The organism is Mesorhizobium sp. YIM 152430, from assembly GCF_029210365.1.
GTDB lineage: Bacteria > Pseudomonadota > Alphaproteobacteria > Rhizobiales > Rhizobiaceae > Aliihoeflea.
On sequence record NZ_JARGES010000018.1, the window covers coordinates 1 to 22,395 of the forward strand.

General features: G+C 66.0%; 18 protein-coding genes. 8 read left to right on the forward strand and 10 right to left on the reverse strand.

The features are described from left to right. The 7 genes from PZ895_RS02535 to PZ895_RS02565 form a co-directional block, all read right to left on the reverse strand. Positions 1–1,256: iron chelate uptake ABC transporter family permease subunit (locus tag PZ895_RS02535; RefSeq protein ID WP_275837461.1), on the reverse strand; the 1,256-nt coding region annotated here is incomplete at its 3' end. After that, positions 1,253–2,164: an iron-siderophore ABC transporter substrate-binding protein gene (locus PZ895_RS02540; RefSeq protein ID WP_275837926.1), complete on the reverse strand. Its 912-nt coding sequence runs from the start codon at positions 2,162–2,164 to the stop codon at positions 1,253–1,255. The genes PZ895_RS02535 and PZ895_RS02540, both read right to left, overlap by 4 nt. Before the next feature lies 1 nt (position 2,165). Then, positions 2,166–2,933 carry an ABC transporter ATP-binding protein gene (locus PZ895_RS02545; RefSeq protein ID WP_275837462.1) on the reverse strand — a complete coding sequence of 256 codons (768 nt, stop codon included), beginning with the start codon at positions 2,931–2,933 and terminating at the stop codon, positions 2,166–2,168. Further along, positions 2,926–3,681, reverse strand: a complete 756-nt coding sequence (locus PZ895_RS02550) for a siderophore ferric iron reductase (protein ID WP_275837463.1) — start codon at positions 3,679–3,681, stop codon at positions 2,926–2,928. The genes PZ895_RS02545 and PZ895_RS02550 overlap by 8 nt, the downstream gene beginning before the upstream one ends. Positions 3,682–3,689: 8 nt before the next feature. Next, the gene (locus PZ895_RS02555) at positions 3,690–5,750 is read right to left on the reverse strand and encodes a TonB-dependent siderophore receptor (protein WP_275837464.1); all 2,061 of its coding nucleotides are present in this window, start codon (positions 5,748–5,750) and stop codon (positions 3,690–3,692) included. 166 nt (positions 5,751–5,916) lie between these two features. Then, complete coding sequence (locus tag PZ895_RS02560; protein ID WP_275837465.1) at positions 5,917–7,554, reverse strand: aromatic amino acid ammonia-lyase; 1,638 nt, start codon at positions 7,552–7,554, stop codon at positions 5,917–5,919. 34 nt (positions 7,555–7,588) lie between these two features. Beyond that, positions 7,589–9,301 carry a thiamine pyrophosphate-requiring protein gene (locus PZ895_RS02565; protein ID WP_275837466.1) on the reverse strand — a complete coding sequence of 571 codons (1,713 nt, stop codon included), beginning with the start codon at positions 9,299–9,301 and terminating at the stop codon, positions 7,589–7,591. 214 nt (positions 9,302–9,515) lie between these two features. On the opposite strand from PZ895_RS02565, the gene PZ895_RS02570 reads away from it, so the two are divergent. The 6 genes from PZ895_RS02570 to PZ895_RS02595 all read left to right on the forward strand — a co-directional run bounded on the left by PZ895_RS02570 (position 9,516) and on the right by PZ895_RS02595 (position 17,449). Continuing rightward, entirely contained in the window at positions 9,516–10,472 is a 957-nt protein-coding gene (locus PZ895_RS02570; RefSeq protein WP_275837467.1) for a TAXI family TRAP transporter solute-binding subunit, read from the forward strand. A gap of 87 nt (positions 10,473–10,559) precedes the next feature. Beyond that, on the forward strand, positions 10,560–12,512 hold the full coding sequence (locus PZ895_RS02575; RefSeq protein WP_275837468.1) for a TRAP transporter fused permease subunit: 1,953 nt from the start codon (positions 10,560–10,562) through the stop codon (positions 12,510–12,512). Further along, a complete protein-coding gene (locus PZ895_RS02580) occupies positions 12,509–13,297 on the forward strand; it encodes an IclR family transcriptional regulator (protein WP_275837469.1) in 789 nt (262 codons plus the stop codon). Before PZ895_RS02575 ends, PZ895_RS02580 begins: the two co-directional genes overlap by 4 nt. A gap of 68 nt (positions 13,298–13,365) precedes the next feature. Then, positions 13,366–14,385 (forward strand): amidohydrolase family protein, encoded by a 1,020-nt coding sequence (locus PZ895_RS02585; RefSeq protein WP_275837470.1) that lies wholly within the window; start codon positions 13,366–13,368, stop codon positions 14,383–14,385. Then, positions 14,382–15,821 carry an aldehyde dehydrogenase family protein gene (locus PZ895_RS02590; RefSeq protein WP_275837471.1) on the forward strand — a complete coding sequence of 480 codons (1,440 nt, stop codon included), beginning with the start codon at positions 14,382–14,384 and terminating at the stop codon, positions 15,819–15,821. Before PZ895_RS02585 ends, PZ895_RS02590 begins: the two co-directional genes overlap by 4 nt. Before the next feature lie 38 nt (positions 15,822–15,859). Further along, on the forward strand, positions 15,860–17,449 hold the full coding sequence (locus PZ895_RS02595) for an FAD-dependent monooxygenase (protein ID WP_345803516.1): 1,590 nt from the start codon (positions 15,860–15,862) through the stop codon (positions 17,447–17,449). Between the two features lie 53 nt (positions 17,450–17,502). Here the strand turns inward: PZ895_RS02595 and PZ895_RS02600 are convergent, their stop codons facing one another. From PZ895_RS02600 to PZ895_RS02610, 3 genes are read right to left on the reverse strand one after another with little or no spacing between them, the layout of a single operon-like run. Then, positions 17,503–18,213, reverse strand: coding sequence for a GntR family transcriptional regulator (locus PZ895_RS02600; protein ID WP_275837472.1), 711 nt, complete (start codon positions 18,211–18,213; stop codon positions 17,503–17,505). A 19-nt stretch (positions 18,214–18,232) separates the two neighbouring features. After that, positions 18,233–19,408, reverse strand: a complete 1,176-nt coding sequence (gene argE, locus PZ895_RS02605) for an acetylornithine deacetylase (RefSeq protein WP_275837473.1) — start codon at positions 19,406–19,408, stop codon at positions 18,233–18,235. Between the two features lie 4 nt (positions 19,409–19,412). After that, a complete protein-coding gene (locus tag PZ895_RS02610) occupies positions 19,413–20,597 on the reverse strand; it encodes a M24 family metallopeptidase (protein WP_275837474.1) in 1,185 nt (394 codons plus the stop codon). Positions 20,598–20,773: 176 nt separating this feature from the next. On the opposite strand from PZ895_RS02610, the gene ehuB reads away from it, so the two are divergent. Both ehuB and ehuC read left to right on the forward strand, forming a co-directional pair. Continuing rightward, positions 20,774–21,625, forward strand: a complete 852-nt coding sequence (gene ehuB, locus PZ895_RS02615) for an ectoine/hydroxyectoine ABC transporter substrate-binding protein EhuB (protein WP_275837475.1) — start codon at positions 20,774–20,776, stop codon at positions 21,623–21,625. 104 nt (positions 21,626–21,729) lie between these two features. Continuing rightward, complete coding sequence (ehuC, locus tag PZ895_RS02620) at positions 21,730–22,395, forward strand: ectoine/hydroxyectoine ABC transporter permease subunit EhuC (protein ID WP_275837476.1); 666 nt, start codon at positions 21,730–21,732, stop codon at positions 22,393–22,395.

Sequence of the window (22,395 nt, forward strand, 5' to 3'; positions counted from 1 at the left end):
ATGCCCATGATGTCCGGGCTGGCGAGCGGGTTGCGGATCAGGCGCTGGAGGACGACGCCGGCGATGGCCATCGCGACGCCGGCGGCCGCCGCGGCGGCGATGCGCGGCCAGCGCAGCGCGAAGACGAGTTCGCTCGGCCATTCGACGCGCCAGCCTTCGCCGGTGACCGCGACGGCGAATGAGGCGGCGAGAATGCCGGCGGCCACGAGGGTGAGGACGATGAGCGCGGACACGGACATGCGGTCGCGGCCCCTCGGCAGGAAGAAGCGCAGATGGTCGCGCGCCTTCATCTGCCGCGCGGCAAGCCAGATCAGCGCCGGAGCGCCGACGAGGGCAGCGGTGGCGCCGCTTGGAATCATGTCGGCGGTGAAGTTGGAGCCGTAAAGCGCGATGGCGTCGGTTCCGACCATCAGCGCCGCGCCGAGAACGATGCTGGCGAGAAGCCGGTCGAGCGTCGAGCGCGCGCCGGCCATCCGGGCGATGTTGGGCGCGATGAGGCCGATGAAGCCGATGACGCCGACGATGGCGACGACATTTGCCGTCAGCCACAGCGCGACGAGAAGTGCCAGCCCGAGCACCTGGAGGATCGGCACGCCCCTTGCCGAAGCCCCTTGCTCGCCGAGCCGCAGGAGCGTCAGCGGGCGCGAAAGCAGAAGCGCGAAGGGCAGCGCGACGAGAAGGCGCGGCCAGAGCCATGCAACGCCCTGCCAGTCGATCTGGGTCAGGTCGCCCGCGCCCCAGACGAAGAGGTGGCGGACGTAGAACTCGTTCATGATGATGAGCGTGACGGCGACGGCCGACAGCAGCAGGTTCAGCGCCATGCCGGCGAGCACGATCGGCAGGCCGCCGATGCCCTGCCGCCCGGCGATGGCAAGGACCAGCGCCATGGTGGCCGAGGCGCCGGCGAGCGCGAACCATTCGCCATAGGCGGCGGCAAGGCCGGGCACGAAGACGGTCGCGGCATAGAGCCCGACGCGGGCGCCGGCGGAGACGCCGAGCGTCATCGGTGAGGCAAGCCGGTTCTGCGTCGCCTCCTGCATGATCGCGCCGGAAAGTCCGAGGGCCGCGCCGCAAAGAAGCGCCATGGCGAGGCGCGGCAGGACGGAGTGGTAGAAGCGGACTTCCTCGAAGAGATCGGGCGCAAGGCCCGTCGCCAGCGCCCATTTCGTCGCCAGCGGCAGCGGGCTCGACACGCCGAGATGGATCAGCGTGGCGGCGACGAGCGCGGCCAGGCAAAGAGCGATGCGGATCGTCATGGCTCGACGGTCAGCAACGCTTCGGTGAAAGCCTCGGCGAGATAGCCGATGGAGAAGGCGCCGCCGAAGGTCCAGCTCGGCTTGACGCTGGCGAAACGGCGTTCGCGCACGAAGGGCATGGCCCGCCAGAGCGGCGAGGGAAAGAGCTGGTCGGCGGCCCGGAACGGCTCGATGTTCAAGATGATGCCGTCCTTGATCGTCCCGAGCTGCTCGACGCGCTTTTGCACGAAACCCCATGTGGTCGCGGGCTGCGGAAAGGCGGGCTTGAGGCCGAGGGCGAGAAGGGCGGCCTCGGACGTCGAATTGCCGCCATGGACGCGCACCCGCGCCTGATCCATCAGGCTGATGGCGGTGACCTTTGGCAGGTCGGCGCCGAAATGGCTTTCGACCCTGCCGCGCAGATCGGCAAGCTGTGCGTCGAGCCCGGCGAGGCGCTCGCGGGCAAGGGCTTCGCGGTCGAAGAGACGGGCAAGCTCCAGATAGCTGGTGCGAGTCGCCTCGGCATTGTCGTGGTCGAGGCTGAAGAGGGTGAAATGAACCACGGGCGCGATGCGTTCGAGGACGGGCGCGAGTTCGGCCTGGTCGTCGGAGATGACGATCACATCGGGCCTGAGTTCGGCGATGCGCTCGACATTGGGCTCGTCGCGACGGCCGACATTCTCGACGCCCGGATCGAGCGCGGGCTGGACGACCCACAGCGCGTAGCCTTCGGGATCGGCGACGGCGAGAAGCGGAACGTCGAGTTCCACCAACTGCTCGACGACCGCCCAGGACAGCGCGACGACGCGCTGGGGGATTTCGGCGAAGGTCTGCGTTCCCCGGCTGTCGGTGATCGTCGTCTGCGCGGCGGCGGGCGAGGCCATGGCGAGAAGGGCCGCGATAACGGCGCGGCGGAAGATCGACATCATCTCAGGCAACGATCGCGATCGGGTGGGCATCGTCGGGATGCGGCAGGAGGCGGATGTCGATGCCGTAGAGTTCGCTCAAGAGGCGGCCGGACATGAGTTCGGCGGGCGCGCCGTCGAAGGCGATGCGGCCGTCCTTCAGAGCGATGATCCGGTCGGAAAAGCGGGCGGCGAGGTTGACGTCGTGCAGGACGACGACGATGCCGCGCCCGGCGGTGCGGTTCAGCCCGCGCAGGAGCGACATGACGCCATATTGGTGGACGAGATCGAGCGCGGAGGTCGGCTCGTCGAGAAGGAGGAGCGGCGATTGCTGGGCGATCAGCATCGCGATCCAGGCGCGCTGGCGCTCGCCGCCGGAAAGCTGGTCGACCATGCGCGAGGCGAAGCCGGTGAGGTCCGTCGCGGCGAGCGCATCCTCCACGGCCTGCCGGTCCTCGTCCTTCCAGATGCCGAGCGCGCCGCGCCAGGCATAGCGGCCGAGCCCGACCAGTTCGCGCACGTCGAGGCCGGGCACGTCGGCAAGCTGTTGCGGCAGGAAGGCGAGGCGGCGGGCGAGGTCGCCCTGCGAAAGGCCGTGAAGGTCGGTGCCGTCGAGGATCAGCCGGCCGGCGGTGGGTTTCTGCTGGCGTGCCATCAGGCTCATCAGCGTCGACTTGCCCGATCCGTTATGGCCGATGATGGCGGTGAAGGCGCTGCCGGAGAGGGAGAGTTCCGGCACGGAGAGGACCGTGCGCGCGCCATGGCGCATCTCGATGTCGGCGAGGTCAAGCATGGGCGCTCCAATAGGCCTGCATCCGCTCCATGCGCAGCGCACGCGGCTGTTTCGGGCAGGATTGGCAAAGCGTGCCGGGCTCGCACAGATAATGGAGGCAGCACTGCTTGCGGTCGAGGACGGGATGGAGCGCGCCGCTGGCAAGGCGCACATCGGCAAGCCCGCTCATGCCGGACAGGCCGGCGGCGGCGAGCCAGCGATCGGCATGGGCGCAGACGCCGAGATGCGGCTCATGCGCGTGGAGATGGACGAGAGTGCCGAGGATGCGGTCGGCGAGCAGCCGGTAGGCGATCTTCTCCTTGACCGGGGCGATGGCGCACAGTTCGGCGTAGAAATGGTCGGCGATGGCGCGGATGCGCATCGCGGTCAGGTCGATCATGCCGGCAAGGTCGGTGCGCAGGCTCTGGCCTGCCGGCAGCCGGAAGCCGTAGACGACGCCATCGGTGACGCACTGGCCGATGCGGTCGACGGGAAGCGCGAGGTTCTGGCCGTGAACGGCCATGATGCCGGCCATGGCGGGCTGCCAGACCAGCATCGACCAGCTTCGAACCGCATGATAGGCGCGTCCGGCCGGCATATGGGCGGAGGCGATTTCGTCATGCAGGCGGGCGATGACCGTTTTGTCGTCGCCCGCGCCGAGCCAGCCCAAGGGCGTGGCCGAAAATCCGGCGTCGATGCCCGGCATCGCCGTGCGGACCGCGTCGAGGAACGCGGTCTCGGCCTGGTTCCTGTCGAGCGCGACGCCCATGCGCGCCTCTAGAACTTCGAGGTGAGCTTGAGGGCGACGGTGCGGCGCTCGCCATAGAAGCAGTCGCCGCGCGCAAGGCAGGTGGTGACGTGCTTCTTGTCGAACAGGTTGCGCGCGTTGAGCGTGACGTCCCAGTTCTCGGCCTCGAAGCCGATCATCGCGTCGGCAAGGACATAGGACGGCGTCTTGACGTTGTCGGCGCCGTCGAGGCTCGATCCGACATAGCGCACGCCCGCGCCGGCCTTGAAGCCCTCCCACTCGCCGCCGGGACGCCACGTGCCCCAGGCGCTCGCCAGATGGGTCGGCGTGCTGGCGAGGCGGAAGCCGGCAGAGGTCCTCGTATCGAGATAGGAGTAGCCGGCGAGAAGCTCGAACTCCTCGTTGATCTTGGTCTGGGCCTCGAGTTCGAACCCCTTGATCGTCACGTCGCCGAGCTGGGCCTGGAAGCCGGGATTGGTCGGATCGCCGACGAGGCGGCCGTTTTCCTCGATCTGGAAGACGGCCGCAGTGAAGATCGATGGCGAGCCGACAGGCTGATACTTGATGCCGGCTTCGATCTGGTTGCCGCGCCGGGGGCGGAACGGGGTGCCGGATGCGTCGGTGCCGGCGGTCGGCAGGAAGGATTCGGCATAGCTGACATAGGGCGAGATGCCGTTGTCGAAGGCATAGAGCAGGCCGACATCCTTCGACAGCACGTTGTCGGTGTTGCCGGCGCCGTCGCGGGCGATGTCGTAGCGCAGGCCGCCCGACACGAACAGGCGGTCGTAGCGGATCTGGTCGCTGACATAGAAGCCGGTCTGGCGCGTGTTCGTCACCGTCCGGGGTGACAGTCCGGGCACGAGAGGCAGGTTGCCATAGACCGGCTCGTAGAGATCGATGGGCGATGCAGGACCGTAGAAGCTTGCATTGCCCAGATTGACATATTGCTGGTCGATGCCGAAGGCGATCTTGTGCTCCAGCGCGCCGGTGAAGGTGTTGGCGTTGAAGCGCACGTCGCCGGTGAATGCCTGGACGTCGGCCTCCGAGACGTAGACGACCCGGTCGATGGTGCGCCCGTCCGGATTGATGGTCGGCGGGAAGGTCGGATACATCGTGTAGTATTCGGCATTGCTGTCCGAATAGCGCGCCCGCGCGCTCATCGACCAGACCTCGTTGAAGCGGTGGTCGAAGATCGCGGTGACGGTTTTCTGCTCGGTGTCGTAGCGGTCGAAGCCGGGCTCGGACAGGAAGACGCTGTCGGCGATCGGGCCGTTCGGCGCCGGGAAGACCGTGCCCTGCCAGGGCAGGAACTGGGTCGAGGTGCCGGTTTCGTTGCGCTGCGCGTTGAACAGCACCGTCAGGCTCGTATCCTCGCTCGGCGCCCAGGTGAAGGACGGCGCGAAGACGTAGGAATTGTCGTCGACGAAATCGACCTGCGTGTCGGAATCGCGGAAGGCGCCGACGAAGCGGTAGAGGAACTCGCCATTGGCATCGAGCGCGCCGGTCATGTCGACGCCGATCTGCTTGCGGTTATGCGTGCCGTATTCGACGAACGCCTCGCGGCTCGTCTCGGCCTGCGGCATCTTGCTGGTCAGGTTGACGATGCCGCCGATGGAGCTCTGGCCGTAGAGCGTCGAGGCCGGGCCCTTGACGATGTCGACGCGCTCCAGTGCGTAAGGGTGCGGGCGCACATTGTTGTAGAAGCCGAAGATCTCCTGCAAGCCGTCGCGGTACTGCACCGGGGAGACGCCGCGCACATAGGACCAGTCGCCGCGCGAATCATAGCCGAAGGTCGCGCCGAAGACGCCGGGCGTATAGAGCAGGGCATCCTGGACGGACTGCATTCCCTGATCGGCGATGCGCTGCTCGGTGATGACGTTGACGGAGCGCGGCGTCTCGATGATCGGGGTGCCGGTCTTCGTCGCCGAGGACGATTCCTGCGCGATCGTCTCGCCTTTCGGACCGCCGGTCTGCTGCGCCTCGCCGCCCTCGACGACGAGCGTTTCCAGAACCGTCGAATCCTGCGCCTGCGCGCCCGAACCCAATACCAACGCTGCCGCACCGGCAGCCGCGACCAAACGCGCCTTCATTCCGTCCCCCGGAAAACACTTGAGCCAAAAATGACGCCGCGTGCCTTGCCGGGTGGCTGGGTAGGACGATCCCCGTCCAGCTATTATTGTTGAGCGTTGCTGTCAACTTTCAATGCGGGTGCGCGGCCGTGCATTCGCCGCGCGTGTGTTTCCTGTGACACGAACTTTACATATCCGCCCAGGCGGAGCGCACGTCGGCGACCGCGTGCATGATCGCGCCGCCTGCCGCGACATCCGCGAGGATGCCCTCGACCTTGGGCTGGATGAAGCCGTCGAGATCGTCCCAGTGAAGCGGACGGGCCGCATCGGGCGCACCGCCGGCCGCCTTGCGCGCCGCGAGGTAGAGCGGCTTTGTCGCCTCGGACAGGATTTTGCGGGCGTCGTAGCTGTCAGCAACGAGCTTGGCGCGCAGTTCCACGGCCTGAACGCCAATCATCAGCGCCGCCGCAAGATAATGTTCCAGCACGTCGACGGTCTCGCGGGCGAGATTGGCCGCGTTCATCGCCTGGCTGTTGACGTTCTGGTTGAACTGCTCAGCATGGGTCGGAAAGCGGTCGACGATGGACTGGCCGTAAAAGCTCATCAGCGGCATCATCGAATTGCCGCCGATCTGGAGCGATTTCAGACCGACATTGATGCCGGCCTCCATGTTACCGACGAGTGAGGGATTGAGGCCGTAGGAGAATTCCGGCGTCATCAGGAGCGCGATCTGCGCGTCGACATGCTTGGCGATGAGCCCGACATGATAGCGCAGCGCGTCCATCGCGACGCCGGTATATTGCGCGAGGAAGTTTCCGGTGTGGAAGATCTCGCCGGTATCGGGGTCGATCAGCGGGTTGTCGTTGGCGCAGTTCGCCTCGGTCTCGATCTGGCGCGCGGCGGTGGCGATGCCGTCGACGACGGGGCCGAGATATTGCGGCAGGCAGCGCAGCGAATAGCGGTCCTGGATCAGCCTGCCCATGCGGTGGCTGCGGCCACCCGCGGCTTCCGAGCGGATGACCTTCGAGCCGTCGACGAGGCGGCCCATCTGCCGCGCTACCCAAATCTGGCCGGGATGCGGCTTCATGGCGTGGATGAACGGATCGAAGCTCTGGTCGGTGGACAGCATCGCCTGCGCGTAGAGCGCATGGATGCCGAGCGCGAGCGAGGCGAGGTCGAGCGTGCGGGCGGTCGCATTGGCGGCGATGCCGGTGGAGGCGCCGGTGCCGTTGTTGAGCGCCAGCCCCTCCTTCGGCTGGAGCGCCAGCGGTGCGAGACCGAGGCGGGCGAGGGCCGCATGGGCGTCGAGCGTTTCGCCGCCCAGATCGACCAGAAAGGCCGGATCGAGGCCGATCACCGCGCCGCCGATATAGGAGAGCGGCACGAGATCGCCGGACGCGCCGATGGAGCCGCGCTGATGGACATGCGGGTGCGCGCCGGCATTGAGGAAGGCGATATAGCGCTCGATGATCTCGCGGCGCACGCCCGACGCGCCCTTGACGAAGGAATTGGCGCGCAGGAGCATGGCCGCGCGCACGTCTTCTGCCGGAAGCCGCGGACCTGTCGTGCTCTTGTGCTGCCAGACGGCGATCCGCTGGACGTCGGCGAGAAGGTCGGGGCCGACATACTGGTCGGCCATGCCGCCGAAGAGCGTGGTCACGCCGTAGATCTGCTCGCCGCGTTCGACGCCGCCGGCGATGATTTCGCGCGACTTGTCGATCCGCGCGAGGATCGCGGGATCGTGGGTCAGCGCGACCTTGGCGCCCCTGGCGACGGCGCGGATGTCCGCGATGGTCAGATCCTGCCCGGTGATGATGACGGTCATGGCGATTCCCCTGTTTGAGGCAGGATAGACGCGATCAGTAGCGATCCGAAATCGCAACGCGCACTTCGATCATCGCCTGCCGCTTTTCCTCCCGGATCACCTTCAGCGCGCGCTGGAGCGCGGCGGGAAGGTCCGCGCCGTTCTCGACGCGCTCGACATGGGCGCGGTTGGCGGAGGCCAGCATGGTGTAGTCGGGCGAAGGTTCGAGCGAGGTCAGCGGCATCCGGTTGGCCTTGGCCGCCGCGCCTTGCGGATAGGCGTTGACGACCGAGCGGCGCACCGCATTCCACATGCCGTTGTTCTTGACGATGGTCAAAAGCGGCAGGCCGAGCGCTTCGGCGATCTGGTGGCAGGCGGTGGGGTTGGCGAACATGTAGGAGCCGTCGCCGACGCAGGCGACGACGAGCCGGTCTCGGTCCGCAAGCTGCGCGCCGAGCGCGGCCGGCAGCGCCCAGCCGAGGCCGCCCGAATGCGGGTTGCAGAAGACGCGGTTGGGGCCTTTGGCGTCGATCGCGCCCGGCACGATGCCCAGTTCGGAAAAGGCGACGCCGTCATTGCCGAGAATGTCGGACACGCATTTCGACAGCCACTCCGCGCCCATCGGCGACGTTTTGCCGGCCTCGATGGTCTCAGTCATGGCGCGGCGGCGATCCGAAGATCGCGCGGCGATCGCGTCCCTGCGGGCATCAGGGTCGACCTTCAGGCCAAGGAGCGCCGCGTGCAGCGCTTCGAGCCCGGCAGTGGGATCGGAGGTGATCGCCAGATCGGACTGGTAGCCGCGGATCGGCATCCGCTCGAATTGCGGATCGGCGCCCATCTGGACGATTCTCACGGCCGGGTCCGGCCGATGCACGGCCTCGATCCACGGCACGCCGCTGTCGACGACGAGGACGAAATCCGCCCCCTCGAGCGCCGCCTTCGGGTCGTTGCCGAGGAACATCGGGTCCGCGCTCGACATGACGTTGCGGATCGCGAAGGGCTCGCACACGCCGACCGCGAAATCGGCGGCGAGGCGGGCCAGCGCGGCACCGACGCGGCCGGCCGGATCGCCCCGCTGGCACAGCACGACCGGGTGCCTGGCGGCGGCGAGCCAGCCGGCGGCCTTTGCGATCGCATCGGGATCGGGAAAGGCGCGGGTGGAGACGGCCTGCGCGGAGGTCGCGCGGCCGATGGTTTCGGGCACGCGCTCGGTGAGCGGTTCGCGCGGCAGGCTGACATAGACCGGCCCGCACGGCTCGGATTGCGCCAGCACGGCGGCGCGCCGGGCGAGGATTTCGCCCTGCTCGGGATAGCGCATCTCGTAATGGAACTTGACGCTGTCGGCGACGAGCGAAGACTGGTCATACATTTCCTGCCCGTACTGGATCGGCGTCATCCGCGCGCCCTTGCGGCCGCGCTCGGTGATCGGCGTGCGGCCGGACAGGACCATGACCGGGATGTTGTCGCTCGCCGCATTGATGACGCCCATCACCGAATTGGCGAGGCCGACATTGACATGGACCATGGTCGCCTGCATCCGGCCGGTGACGAGGTAATAGCCATGCGCCATGCCGACGCTTGCCGTCTCGTGCGGCACTGTGACGGGAACGGGAACGGATTGCGGGTCGAGCGTCGCGAAAGCCTCGATGATCGGCGGGAAGTCGGTGCCGGCATTGGCGAAGAGATAGTCGATGCCGCTCGCCTTCAGCCCGACAAGGAGGCTTTCGGCCCCCGTTTGCGTCGCGACGCCGCCTTCGTGACCGTCCATCGTCTCCACCCTTTTGTCTCCTCGACTTCATGCGGGGAAGGAGCGGCAACGACGAAACGCGTGATTCCGTCATTGCCGCAGCCTGTCTTGCCCCATGGTAAAAATGGCCTTGTCATCGACGCAAACGCAAGTGCATAATCGCACAAAATCTCTCTTTATGGGATTTTGTATCGTCTCGAGGTGGCGGTACGGAGGCACAAACCGGAGGAAACCGATGAAATATGCACTCGCCTCGGCCGTCATTGCGGCCGCTCTCGTTACCGGCGGCCATGCCTCGGCGCAGGCCGTCGGCATCGCCACGTCCAACCCAGGCTCGATCTTCCACAATATCGGCACGGCCGTCGCCAATGCCGCCAACCAGGCCGGCCTCAACGCGACGATCCAGCCGGCGACGAGCCCGAACCAGTATATTCCTTTCGTCGCCTCGGGCGGCATCGAGTTCGGCGCCGCCAATCTTCAGGAAGTGAACTACGCGCTCGAGGGCAAGGAGTGGTTCACCGGTTCGGTCAATCCAGACCTGCGCATCGTTGGCCATGTCATGCCGCTGGTCGAGGCGATCTTCGTGCGCGCCGACAGCGACATCCGCTCGATCGAGGATCTGCGTGGCCAGCCGATGGTCGACGGCTACACGGCGCAGAACACCATCCTGCCGCAGCTCGACGCCATGTATGCGACGGCCGGCATGACGCGGGCCGACATGCAGCCGGTGCAGGTGCCGAGCGTGGTCGGCGGCGCGGACGCCTTCATCGCGGGCGACGCTGTCGGCTTCATCTTCGCCCATGGCGCCGGCAAGGTGCGCGAGGCGGACGCCGCGGTCGGCGGACTGCGCGCCCTGCCGATCGAGGAAACCGAGGAAAACCTCGCGACCATCCGCGAGCACTGGCCGGTCGGCTTCTTCGTCACCATGGAACCCGGCCCGAACGCGCCCGGCGTCGAGGAAACCTCGACCTATTTCGCTTATCCGCAGGTGATCTTCACCCATGCCGGCGTGGACGAGGAGACGGTCTACCAGATGACCAAGGCGATCTATGAGAGCAAGGAGGCGATGGCGCAGACCTTCCCGCCCTTCAACGCCTTCGATCCGGCCGACATGGCGAGCGACACGGGCGCGTCCGAATTCCACCCCGGTGCGATTCGCTTCTATCAGGAAGTCGGCATCTGGCAGGAATAGGGCCGGCCTTTTGCGGGCGTCGCATGATGCGGCGCCCGGCATTCGCCCGCGCCCGTTGCGGCGGGGCCTCGATCGACCAGAGTGTGCATGATGAATTCCGCCCTTGAGCGCCCGTCGCAGCCGGGCTTGCCCGAAGCCGTCTGGCGGCCCTTGTCGGGGCTTCTCGCCGTCGGGCTGACGCTGCTTGCCGTTGCCTATTCGCTCGGCGTGCCGCGGATGCTGGGCGTCTCCTTCTACCCGCAGCAGTTCATGGCGGCGATCCTGGCCTTTGCGCTGCCGATCGCCTTCCTGTCGCTGCCGGCCAGGCGCGACAGCCGAAGGATCAAGGCGCCCTGGTATGACGTCGCGCTCGCGGTCATCGCCTTCGTCGCCGTCGCCTACATCACCATGCGCTACCCGCAGGTCGTCAATCTGATCTTCGCGCGGCCCGCCGCGGCCTGGGTGCCGGGCCTGATCGTCATCGCGCTCCTGCTCGAGGCGGTTCGGCGCGCGACGGGCTGGGCGCTCGTCGTCATCATCCTCGTCTTCCTGCTCTATGCCCTGTTCGGCAATTACGTGCCGGGACGGCTCGCCGGCCGCGCGCAGAACTGGCAGATGCTGTCGGGTTACATGGCCTTCGATTCGAACGGCATCCTGGGCCTGCCGATGGCGGTCGCCTCGACCGTCGTCGTCGCCTTCATCCTGTTCGGGGCGCTTCTGGGGCTCACCGGCGGGTCGAAATTCTTCACCGACGCGGCCCTTCTGGGCATGGGACGGTTCCGCGGCGGTTCGATGAAGATTGCCGTGCTGGCGTCCGGCCTGTTCGGCTCGATCTCGGGTTCGGCGGTGGCGAATGTCGCGGCGACCGGCGTCGTCACCATTCCATTGATCAAGCGCGACGGCTATCCCGCGCACAAGGCCGGCGCGATCGAGGCCGTCGCCTCGACCGGCGGCCAGCTGATGCCGCCGGTAATGGGCGCGGCCGCCTTCCTGATGGCCGAGTTCCTCCAGATTTCCTATGCGCAGGTCGCGCTCGCGGCGCTGGTTCCGGCGCTGATCTACTATGTGGCGCTGTTCATCCAGGCCGATCTCGAAGCCGCCCGGCTGGGCATTTCGCGCGTGCCGAAGGCCGACATGCCCGCGCGGCGCAGCGTCGCGACCGGCCTGCATTTCCTGTTCGCCTTCGCGGTCCTGATCTACACGCTCTTCGCGCTCAACTGGCAGCCCGAACGCTCGGCGCTCGCCGGCGGGCTTTGCGTGGTGATCACGGGGCTTGTCTTCGGCTATCAGTCGGTTCGCCCAAAAATCGGCGCGCTTCTCGGCGCCTTTGCCGAGACGGGCCGCGCCGTTGTCGAGATCATCATCATTTCGGCCGCGGCCGGCATCGTGATCGGCGTCCTCAACGTCACCGGCCTCTCCTTCAACCTGACCTATGCGCTGGTTCAGCTCGGCGGCGGGAATGCGGTCGTGCTTCTGGTCCTGTCGGCGCTCGTGTGCATCGTTCTGGGCATGGGACTGCCGACGCTCGGCGTCTATGTGCTGCTTGCGGCGCTGGTCGCGCCGGCGCTCGTCCAGGTGGGCATCGAGCCGATCGCCGCCCATCTCTTCGTGCTCTATTTCGGCATGATGTCGATGATCACGCCGCCGATCGCGATCGCCGCCTTCGCCGCCGCCAGCATCGCGCAGGCGCCTGCCATGAAAACGGGCTGGGCGTCGATGAAGTTTGGCTGGGCGGCCTTCGTGGTGCCGTTCCTCTTCGTCTTCTCGCCGACGCTCGTCATGATCGGCGAGCCCATGGACATCGCAATCGCCGTCGTGACGGCCGGGGTCGGCGTCTGGCTTGTGTCGGCGGCACTGGCCGGCTATTTCGCGTCGAGATTGTCGCCCATGATGCGGCTCGCCTTCGGCGCGGCGGGGCTTTTGGCGCTGGTTCCGGCGGGCGCGTTTCCTGGCGCGGTCGTTACCGACGTCGTCGGCGTCGCACTCGGAATCCTGCTGATGGCGATCAACTACAGGGGAGCGATGCAAATGATGAAATCAGGGGAAAGCGCGGTGTCTTGACGAAAACGGCAGGCAACAGTCTCGAAAAGGTTCTCGCAGTCCTCGAGGTTTTCAGCGAGGACCGTCTGGAGTGGACGCCCGAAGAACTGATGGATGAACTGGGCTACAGCCGGCCGACGCTCTATCGGTATCTGAAGACGCTGAAGGAGGCAGGACTTCTCACCTCCATGCCCAATACCGGCTTCACGCTCGGCCCGAAGGTGGTCGAGATGGACTATCTGATGCGCAAGTCCGACCCGCTAATCATCAACGGCTCGGCGCATCTGAAGAATCTCACATCGAAATACAGTTGCACGGCGCTTCTGGTGCGCTGGTATGGCAACCGGCTGCTCTGCGTCGATTCGGACACCTCGACGAAGAACCCGCTGTCCTCCTATCCGCGCGGCCGGCCGATGCCGCTCGGGCGCGGAGCCATCGCCCGTTCGATCATGGCCTTCCTGCCGCGCCGGCATCTGGTGCCGCTCGTCGAGCGCACCATGGACGACCTGCGCGCGGTCGGCCTCGGCAGCAGCGTCGAGGACGTGATGGAGCAGTTGAAGAAGGTGCGCAAGGCGGGCGTGAGCGTCGCCTATGGCGAGGTGACGCCGGGCGTCGTCGGCATCGCGGCGCCGGTCTTCGACGCGGGACGCAGCCCGGTCGCCAGCGTCTGCGTCACCATCGCCGGCAATCTGGTGGACGGCGCGGCGATCGAGAAGATCGCGGCCGACGTGAAGGCGACAGCGCGGCTGGTGAGCGACTCCCTGCTGCGCGGCAGGGTGGAGAATGGCGAGAACAAATCTCATTGAATGAGATTATTTGTTGACTTGATGGGCGCCGGGAAGGCATCCTTCGGCCAGTCGCCGAGGGAGGTTCCATGAAGAAGATCGACATTTTCAACCACATCTGGCCGAAGCCGTTTTTCGATGCGCTGATCGGCCATATCGGCGAGATGACCGACATCACTATGCGCTCCGGCGCGGTGCCGATGATGACCGATCTCGACCGCCGCTTCGAGGTCATGGAAATGTTCGGCGAGGACTACCAGCAGGTGCTCTCGCTCGCCTCGCCGCCGCTCGAAAAGCTGGCCGGACCTGAAAAGGCGCTCGAACTGTCGAAGATCGGCTCGGATTCGATGGCCGAGCTTTGCCAAAAATATCCCGAGCGCTTCCCGGCCTTCGTCGGCACCGCGCCGATGAACAATCCCGACGCGCTGGTCGCCGAATGCCGCCGCGCGGTCGAGGATCTGGGCGCCGCCGGAATGCAGATCTTCACCAACATCGCCGGCAACCCGGTCGATCTGCCGGAATACGCGCCGTTCTTCGACTATATGGCGAAGGCCGGCAAGCCGGTCTGGCTGCACCCGGCGCGAGGCGAGAATTTCGCCGACTACAAGAACGAGAGCCGGTCCGAATACGAGATCTGGTGGACCTTCGGCTGGCCCTACGAGACGTCGGCCGCGATGGCGCGCATGGTGTTCTCGCGCTTCTTCGACAGGTTCGAGGGGCTGAAGGTCTTGACTCACCATGCCGGCGGCATGATCCCGTTCTTCGAGGGCCGCGTCGGCCCCGGCTGGGACCAGATGGGCAAGCGCACGACGGACCGCGACTTGGCGGCGGTGCGCAAGGCGCTGAAGCGCCCGCATCTCGACTATTTCAAGGAGTTCTATGCCGATACCGCGTCCTTCGGCTCGTCGAAGGCGATCGAGCACGCGATCGAGTTCTTCGGCGAGGACCGGGTGATGTTCGCGTCCGACGCGCCGTTCGATCCCGAAGGCGGACCGATGTATATCCGCGAAACTATCCGCATCCTCGACGAACTCGACATCTCCGACGAATTGCGCGCCAAGCTCTATGAGGGCAATGCGCGCAGATTCCTCGGGCTGGAGGCGGCATGACGGCCGCACTCAACTATATCGGCGGCGAATGGGTGAAGGGGGCAGGCGCGCGCGACAGCCTGAACCCCGCCGACGGCAGTGTGCTCGGTTCCTATGAGCCGGGCACCAAGGCCCTCGCCGACCAGGCCGCGGCGCTTGCCCGCGAGACCTTCGAGACGACCGGCTGGGCGTCGTCGCCGCGTTTGCGCGCGGCGGTGCTGTTCGAATTCGCCGACCGGCTGGAAACGGCGAAGGGCGAAATCGCAGACTTGATCGTCGCCGAAAACGGCAAGCTCAGGCGCGAGGCGTTGGGGGAGACGATGGGTGCGATCTCGGAGATTCGCTACTATGCGGGGCTCGCGCGCACCGTGCTCGGCCGCACGATTGAGACCATGCCTGGCAATTTCTCGATGATGAACCGCGAGGCGGCCGGCGTCGCGGCGATCATCGTGCCATGGAACGCCCCGGTGACGCTGCTCGCCCGCTCGTTGGCCCCGGCGCTCGCCGCCGGTTGCACGACCGTGATCAAGCCCGCGCCGCAGACGCCGCTGATTCATGCGCGGATCATGCGCTGCCTCGCCGATTGCCCCTCGCTGCCGAAGGGCGTCGTCAATTCGGTCAACGAACAGGGGTCTGAAGTCGGCGAAGCACTGGTGGCGTCGCACGACATCGACGTCATCTCGTTCACCGGATCGAGCGCGACCGGCAAGCGCATCATGGCGGGCGCGGCGCCGACCTTGAAGCGGCTATCGCTGGAACTTGGCGGCAAGGCGCCCGCGACGGTGTTCGCCGATGCCGATCTCGACCAGGCGGTGCGCGAACTGACCGCCGGCTCGCTGGTGATGGCGGGCCAGATCTGCGTCGCGGCGGCACGGTTTCTGGTCGAGAAATCGATCGAGAAGGCGTTCACCGACCGGATCAAGGCGGCGTTCTCCGCCGTGAAGGTCGGGCCAGGCGGCGATGCGCAAAGCCAGATGGGCTCGCTGATCGACATGGGCAATCGCGACCGCGTCTCGCGGCTGATCGAGCAGGCCGGTGACGAGGGCGAGATGGTGCTGAAAGGGGGCGTCCCGAACGAGCCGCTGTCAAAGGGTGCGTTCCTGACGCCGACGCTTTTCAGGATCGACGATCTGTCGTCCCCGCTGGTGCAGGACGAACTCTTCGGTCCCATCGTCTCCATCGAAACCTTCGAAACCGAGGCGGAAGCGATGAAGAAGGCCAACGCGACCGAATACGGCCTCGCGGCGAGCGTCTTCACGCGCGATCTGAACCGGGCGATGCGCATGTCGCGCGCCGTTCGCGCCGGCACGGTCTGGCTCAACTGCCATGGCCGGCTCTTCGCCGAGGGCGAGACGGGCGGCTATCGCCAGTCGGGTCTCGGACGGCTCCACGGCGTCGAGGGGCTGAACGATTTCCTCGAAACCAAGCATGTTTATCTCGAGGCCGGCGCGATCTGAAGCGCCGGGCTTCTCAGTGCATACGCAATGAACGGGCGATGATGACGAACGCAGATGAACGGCAGACCGATGTGGTGATCGTGGGGGGCGGCCCTGTCGGCATGGGGCTGGCGATCGAACTGGGCCAGCGCGGCATCCGCACCATCGTCGTCGAGCGCTATCCGACGCCGCAGCGCGTGCCGAAGGGCCAGAACCTGACGCAGCGGACGATGGAGCATTTCCACTTCTGGGGTGCGGAGAAGGAACTGCGCGCCGCGCGCACCGTGCCGAAGGAATACGGGATCGGCGGGCTCACCGCGTATGGCACACTTCTCGGCGACTATCATTATGACTGGCTGCAACGCGAACTCGTGCGGCCCTATTACTTCACCGACAATGAGCGACTGCCCCAATATGCGACCGAGGACGTGCTGCGGGCGCGAGCGGCCCATATCGACGCCATCGAGACGCTCTACGGCTATTCGGGCGAGGCGCTCGAGGAAGATGCCGATGGCGTGACTGTGACCGCCGTGCCGCGCGAGAGCGGTGCGCCGGTCAAGGTGCGCGCGCGCTTTCTCGTCGGCTGCGACGGCAGCAAGTCGGCCGTCCGCGACATGGCCGGCATCACGCAGACGCGCTCGGACCACGACAAGCTGATGGTGCTGCTCGTCTTCCGCTCGACCGGGCTGCACGAACTGCTGAAGCGCTTTCCCGGCAAGTCGTTCTACAACGTCCTACACCCGGACCTGAAAGGCTACTGGCAGTTTTTCGGCCGCGTCGATCTCGGCAATACCTGGTTCTTCCATGCGCCGGTGCCGGCCGACACGACGAAGGACAATTTCGATTTCACCGCCTATCTGCACCGGGCGGTTGGCGCCGACTTCGACGTCGCGTTCGAGCATATCGGCTTCTGGGATTTGCGCATCGCGATTGCCGACAGTTATGCCAAGGGCCGCGTGTTCATCGCCGGCGACGCCGCGCACAGCCATCCGCCCTATGGCGGCTATGGCATCAATACCGGCTTCGAGGATGCGCGGAACCTCGGCTGGAAGCTGGCCGCGACGCTCGAGGGCTGGGGCGGCGAGGACCTGCTCGACAGCTACGATGCCGAGCGCCGGCCGGTCTTCGCCTCGACGGCAAAGGATTTCATCGAAAAGGCGATCGAGAGCGACCGGGCCTTTCTGGAGACGCATGATCCCGAAGACGACCGTGGGGCCTTCGAGCGCGAATGGACGGCACGCGGTTCGGGCGCGCGCGACGAGGTCAATGCGTTCGAGCCGAACTATCGCGGCTCGCCGATCGTGTCCGGCGCCGGCGGCGCGACCAATGCTATTGGCGGGCATGTCTTCAAGGCGCAGGCGGGGCATCATTTGGCGCCGCGCCGCCTTTTGACGGGCGAGAACGTCTATGACCGGCTGGGGTCGGGCTTCACGCTGCTGTGCCTTGGGAAGGCAGGCAATGGCGAAATCGAACGGTTCCGGGCGGCCGCGAACGGAACGGGCGTGCCGCTGACGGTCGTAAAGGACGATGTGCCGGGCGAGGCGGCCGACTATCGCGCGCGCTACGTGCTGGTGCGGCCCGACCAGTTCGTCGCCTTTGCGGGCGACACGCTCGATCCGGGCATTCTGGCCCGCGCGACGGGTCGCTGAGCCCGATCGACCTCAGGCAACCATCAAGACGGGCTTCGGCCGGATGCTTCCTTTTAGCCGGCTTCGGCGCCGGAAGCCTGACGGATGCGGCTGAAGCTCATGGCGATGTGCGCGCGCCTCACATAGCCGGCGGCCGTCAGGTCGCCGTGTTCGACGGCTTCGGTGATGTCGGCGACCTCGCGCTGGAAGGTGACGAACTCGTTCTGGAGGAGTTCGTCGAATCCTTCGAGGCGCGAGGCCGTCTTGAGCCAGATCCGGGCCGTCTGGTAGTAGAGCCGTTCACTGATCTCGCGCAGCGGCTCGTTGGTGGTGAGGGTCGTGAAAAGATGGAAGAATTCCATGTTGATCCGTGAGAACTCGCGCGGATCGCCTTCGGCGACCATCCGGTCGCAACGCGCCCGGATGTCGCGGAAGCGCGCGATGAGCGCGGCGTCGACGATGACGGGCGACAGCTTGCCGACGAGCTCGGCAAGTTCGATGCGCAACTCGTAGACCTGCGCCAGTTCGTCGACGTCGATGTCGGTGACGATGGTGCCGACGCCATGCACGGACCGCAGCAGGCCCTCTGCCTCCAGCTTGACGAGAACGCGTCGCAACGGTGTCCGCGAAACGCCGAACTCGCCGGCCAGGTCCTCCTCGCGCAAGCGGCTGCCCGGCGCGTAGTCGAGCATACATATGCGTGTGCGCAGGGTCTGGTAGATCCGTTCGAACCGGCCCCTGACGCCCTCGTCGGCGGGTTTTCCAGCGGCGTGATCGGCCATCATCAGTCTCCTCCGTGACGACTCAAGTCGGCATCTCTCGCGTGGCGAGGTTGAGCCGCAGCTTGTCCAGCATGTCGAGGCAGGCTTGCAACTGATCGATGGCGATGAACTCGTCCGGCTTGTGCGCCTGTGCGATCGAGCCGGGGCCGCAGATCACGGACGAGATGCCGATCTCCTGAAACAGGCCGGCTTCCGTGCCGAAGGAGACGAGTTCGCTCTGCCGGTTGCCCGTCAGTTCGAAGACGATGTCGCGCGCCTCGGACTGCGAGACCGGCAAAAGGCCGCGCACCTCGCCGATGACGTGGGTGACGATCGATGCGTCTTGATAGACGTGCCGCATGGCCGGCAACAGGTCCTGGTCGACATAGGCACCGAGTTCGCGCTTGACGTGATCGCTGTCGTCCGTGTGGACGGGCCGCATCTCCCATTCCACGGAACAATGGCCGGCAATGGTGTTGCGGGCGTTTCCGCCGGCGATGCGTCCGACCTGGACCGTCGTCCAGGGCGGCGAGAACCGGCTTTCCGCCGGTGCGCGATCCTTGAGTTCCGCGCCGAGCGCCATGAGCCGCGAGATGTAGCGGACGGCGTATTCGACGGCATTGACACCCTTGTCCGGCTGCGAGCCGTGGCCCTCGAGGCCTGTGAACTCGGTCGTGTATTCGTAGCAGCCCTTGTGACCTTCGATGACGCCCATCATGGTGGGCTCGCCGATGATGGCAGCGGCGGGCCGAAGGCCGGCCTTGCGCAGTTCGTCGACCAGAGCGCGCGCGCCGAGACAGCCGACCTCCTCGTCATAGGTGAAGGCGAAATGCAGCGGCCGCGCAAGATCTAGCTGGGCAAAGCGCGGCGCGACCGCAAGGCAGGCGGCGATGAAACCCTTCATGTCGCAGGTTCCGCGACCGTAGAGGCGCCCGTCGCGTTCGCTCATGACGAACGGATCGCTGGTCCAGTCCTGTCCCTCGACCGGCACCACGTCGGTATGGCCGGACAGGACGATGCCGCCATCGCGCTCGGGACCGATCGTGGCGAAGAGGTTCGCCTTGTTGCCGCTCTCGTCGAGCGACACCGACAATTGCGCGCCGGCGCTCGACAGAAGATCGCCGGCATAGGTAATCAGTCGCAGATTGCTGTCGGCCGATATGGTGGGAAAGGCGACCAGGTCGGCAAGGATCGCCTTCGTTCGGGCAAGATCGTCCACCGTTTCAATCCTTGACGTAGAGTTCGCGCGGCCGGTCGCACAGGCACTCCGCTGCCTGGCCGTCGCGGATCAGGATGCTCTCGGTGATCTCGAGGCCCCAGTCCTCCATCCAGATGCCCGGCATGAAGTGGAATGTCATCCCGGCTTCGAGCACGGTTTCATCTTCCTTGCGGAACGAAATGGTGCGCTCGCCCCAATCGGGCGGATAGGAAATGCCGATGCCGTAGCCGCAGCGCGCATCGCGCTTGATGCCGGCCTTGAGCAGCGCGTCGTGCAGCGCGTTGGCGACGTCGCAGGCCCGGTTTCCCGGCCGCGCGGCTTCCAGCCCGGCGTCGAGGCCCTCGACCAGCGCCTTGCTGGCATCGACCAGATGCTGCGGCGGTTTGCCGAGGAACACGGTCCGGCAGAACGGCACATGGTATCGGCGATAGCATCCCGAGATTTCGAAGAAGGTCGCCTGGCCTGCCGCCAGCGGCCGGCCGTCCCAGGTCAAATGCGGCGCAGCGGCGTCCGTCCCGCTCGGCAGCATCGGCACGATCGCGGCATAGTCGCCCCAGTGGCCGTCGGCGCCGCGGATGGCGTCGCGGTAGATCTCGGCGACGAGATCGTTCTTCGCCATGCCCGGCTCGATCCGGCTCACGATGCCGTCGATGATCGTCTCGGAAATGCGCGCCGCGCGGCGCATGAAGACGATTTCCTCCTGAGACTTGACGGATCGCTGCCAGTTCACCAGCCCGGTGGCGTCGACGAGATCCGCATTCGGCAGTTCCGCCTGAAGCGTCAGGAACGCCTTGGCCGAGAAATAGTAGTTCTCCAGTTCCAGGCCGATGCGCTTGCCTGCATAGCCTTCGCGCGTCAGGATCGCGGCGAGGTCCTGCATCGGATGGCGCACCGTCGACTGGATGTAGGCTTCGCCATAGGGCTGGACGCGATCCGACCCCATCCACACCGTCCGCAGCGCGCCGTTGCCGTCCTGCGCGCGCCCCCACCAGATCGGATCGCGATCGTGAAAGACGATCACGCCCTGATGGACGTAGAACGACCATCCGTCATAGCCGGTGATCCAGGCCATGTTGGAAGGGTCCTCGACGAAGAGCACGTCGATGCCCTTCCGCTCCATCGCGCTGCGCACCCTGGCGAGCCGCCGCGCATATTCCTCACGGGAGAAAGGCAATTCCACAGTCAGCATATGATCTCCATGCGTCGGGCATGATCGAATTCGAATGTATACAACTACGCCGGATTGCGTGTTTGGGATAGGAGAATATTAGCGGAGAGTCCTACAATTCCGTTGACACAATCTCGTATAGCATGTTGTTGTGCACAACATAAGAAGATTTGGTGGTGGAACACAGGAGAAGCCTTATGAAGAACGCAATCGTCAAGGGCCTCGCCGTCATCGGCGTGTCGGCCTTCGCATTCGGTTTTGCTGGCGTGGCCAACGCGCAGTCCCTGATGGAACGCGCTGAAAGCGGCGAGCCGATCCGCATCGGTTTCGCAAACGAGGTTCCCTTCGCCTATCCTGGCGACGACGGCAGCCCCAAGGGCTTCGTCAACGTCATGACGATCGCCATTCTGGAGCAGATGGGCTACGACAACATCGAGCCGGTGCAGACCGAATGGGGCGGCCTCATTCCAGGTCTCAATGCCAACCGCTTCGACATCGTGACCGGCGGCATGAACATTCTGGCCAGCCGCTGCGAGAACATCGCCTTCTCCGAACCGATCGCGACCATCGGCGATGGCTTCATCGTTGCGCCCGGCAACCCCAAGAACATCGGCGACTATGCCAGCCTCGTCGAGAACGACGCCATCATGGTCACCGGTTCGGGCTATTCAAACATCGAGGCCGCCATGGCCGCCGGCGTGGACGAGGCCGACATAATGCAGGTGCCGGGACCGACCGAAATTCTGGCCGCCGTGCGTGCCGGCCGCGCCGATGCGGGCGCCGGCACATATTTCACGATGAAACAGCTTGCCGACAGTTCAGGCGGCGCCGTCGAAGCCTCCGACCCGAGCGCGATGCCGGAGGACTCATTCAACTGGGCCGGCATCGGCTTCCGCGAGTCCGACCGCGATTTCCTCGACAAGTTCAACGTCGCGCTGGCCGACTATATCGGTTCGCAGGACATGCTCGCAGCGGTCGCCGAATACGGCTATGGCGAGGGGTCGCTTCCGGGCGACCAGACGACCGAGTGGGTCTGCGCCAACCGCTGACATGACGAAGGCCGGGCCGGTCCTGCCGGTCCGGCCTCCCTCCGCGGCGCCGGCGCAGACGGCGCCTGCCTCGCCTTAGGGGCCTTCGAGAAGGTCTGAGCGGCATGTCCTACTTCGAGTTTCTCAGCCAGTATGGCGACCGGATCGTCAGCGGCACGCTCGTCACCATGGCGCTGACCGTGCTTGCCTCGCTTCTGGCCGTGGCGATCGCGCTTGCCGCCGGGCTGATGCGCATGGCGCCGAACAGGGCGGTGCGCGGCATCGCAACCGTCTATATCGAGATATTCCGCGGCACCTCGCTGCTGGTCCAGCTCTACTGGATCTTCTTCGTGCTGCCGCTCTTCGGCATCACGCTGGAAAAGTTCACCGCCGGCTTCGTCGCGGTCGGCATGAATCTCGGCGCCTATGGCGCGGAACTGGTACGCGGCGCGATCCTCTCGGTGCCGAAGGGGCAGTGGGAAGCCGCGCTGGCGCTCAACATGTCGCCGGCCAAGCGGATGCGCCGAGTGATCCTGCCGCAGGCGGTGCTCATCATGCTGCCGTCCTGGGGCAATCTCCTGATCGAACTGCTGAAGGGAACCGCGCTCGTCGCGCTCATCTCGGTCACCGACCTCATGTTCCAGGTCAAGCAGATCAACGGCACCACCTTCCTGTCCGCGGAAGCCTTCGGCACGGCCCTGGTCATCTATTACGTGCTGGCGCGCTTCATGGTCACGCCCTTCATGCGCTGGCTGGAACGCTTCATGATGCGCAAGATGGGGAGGGTCTGA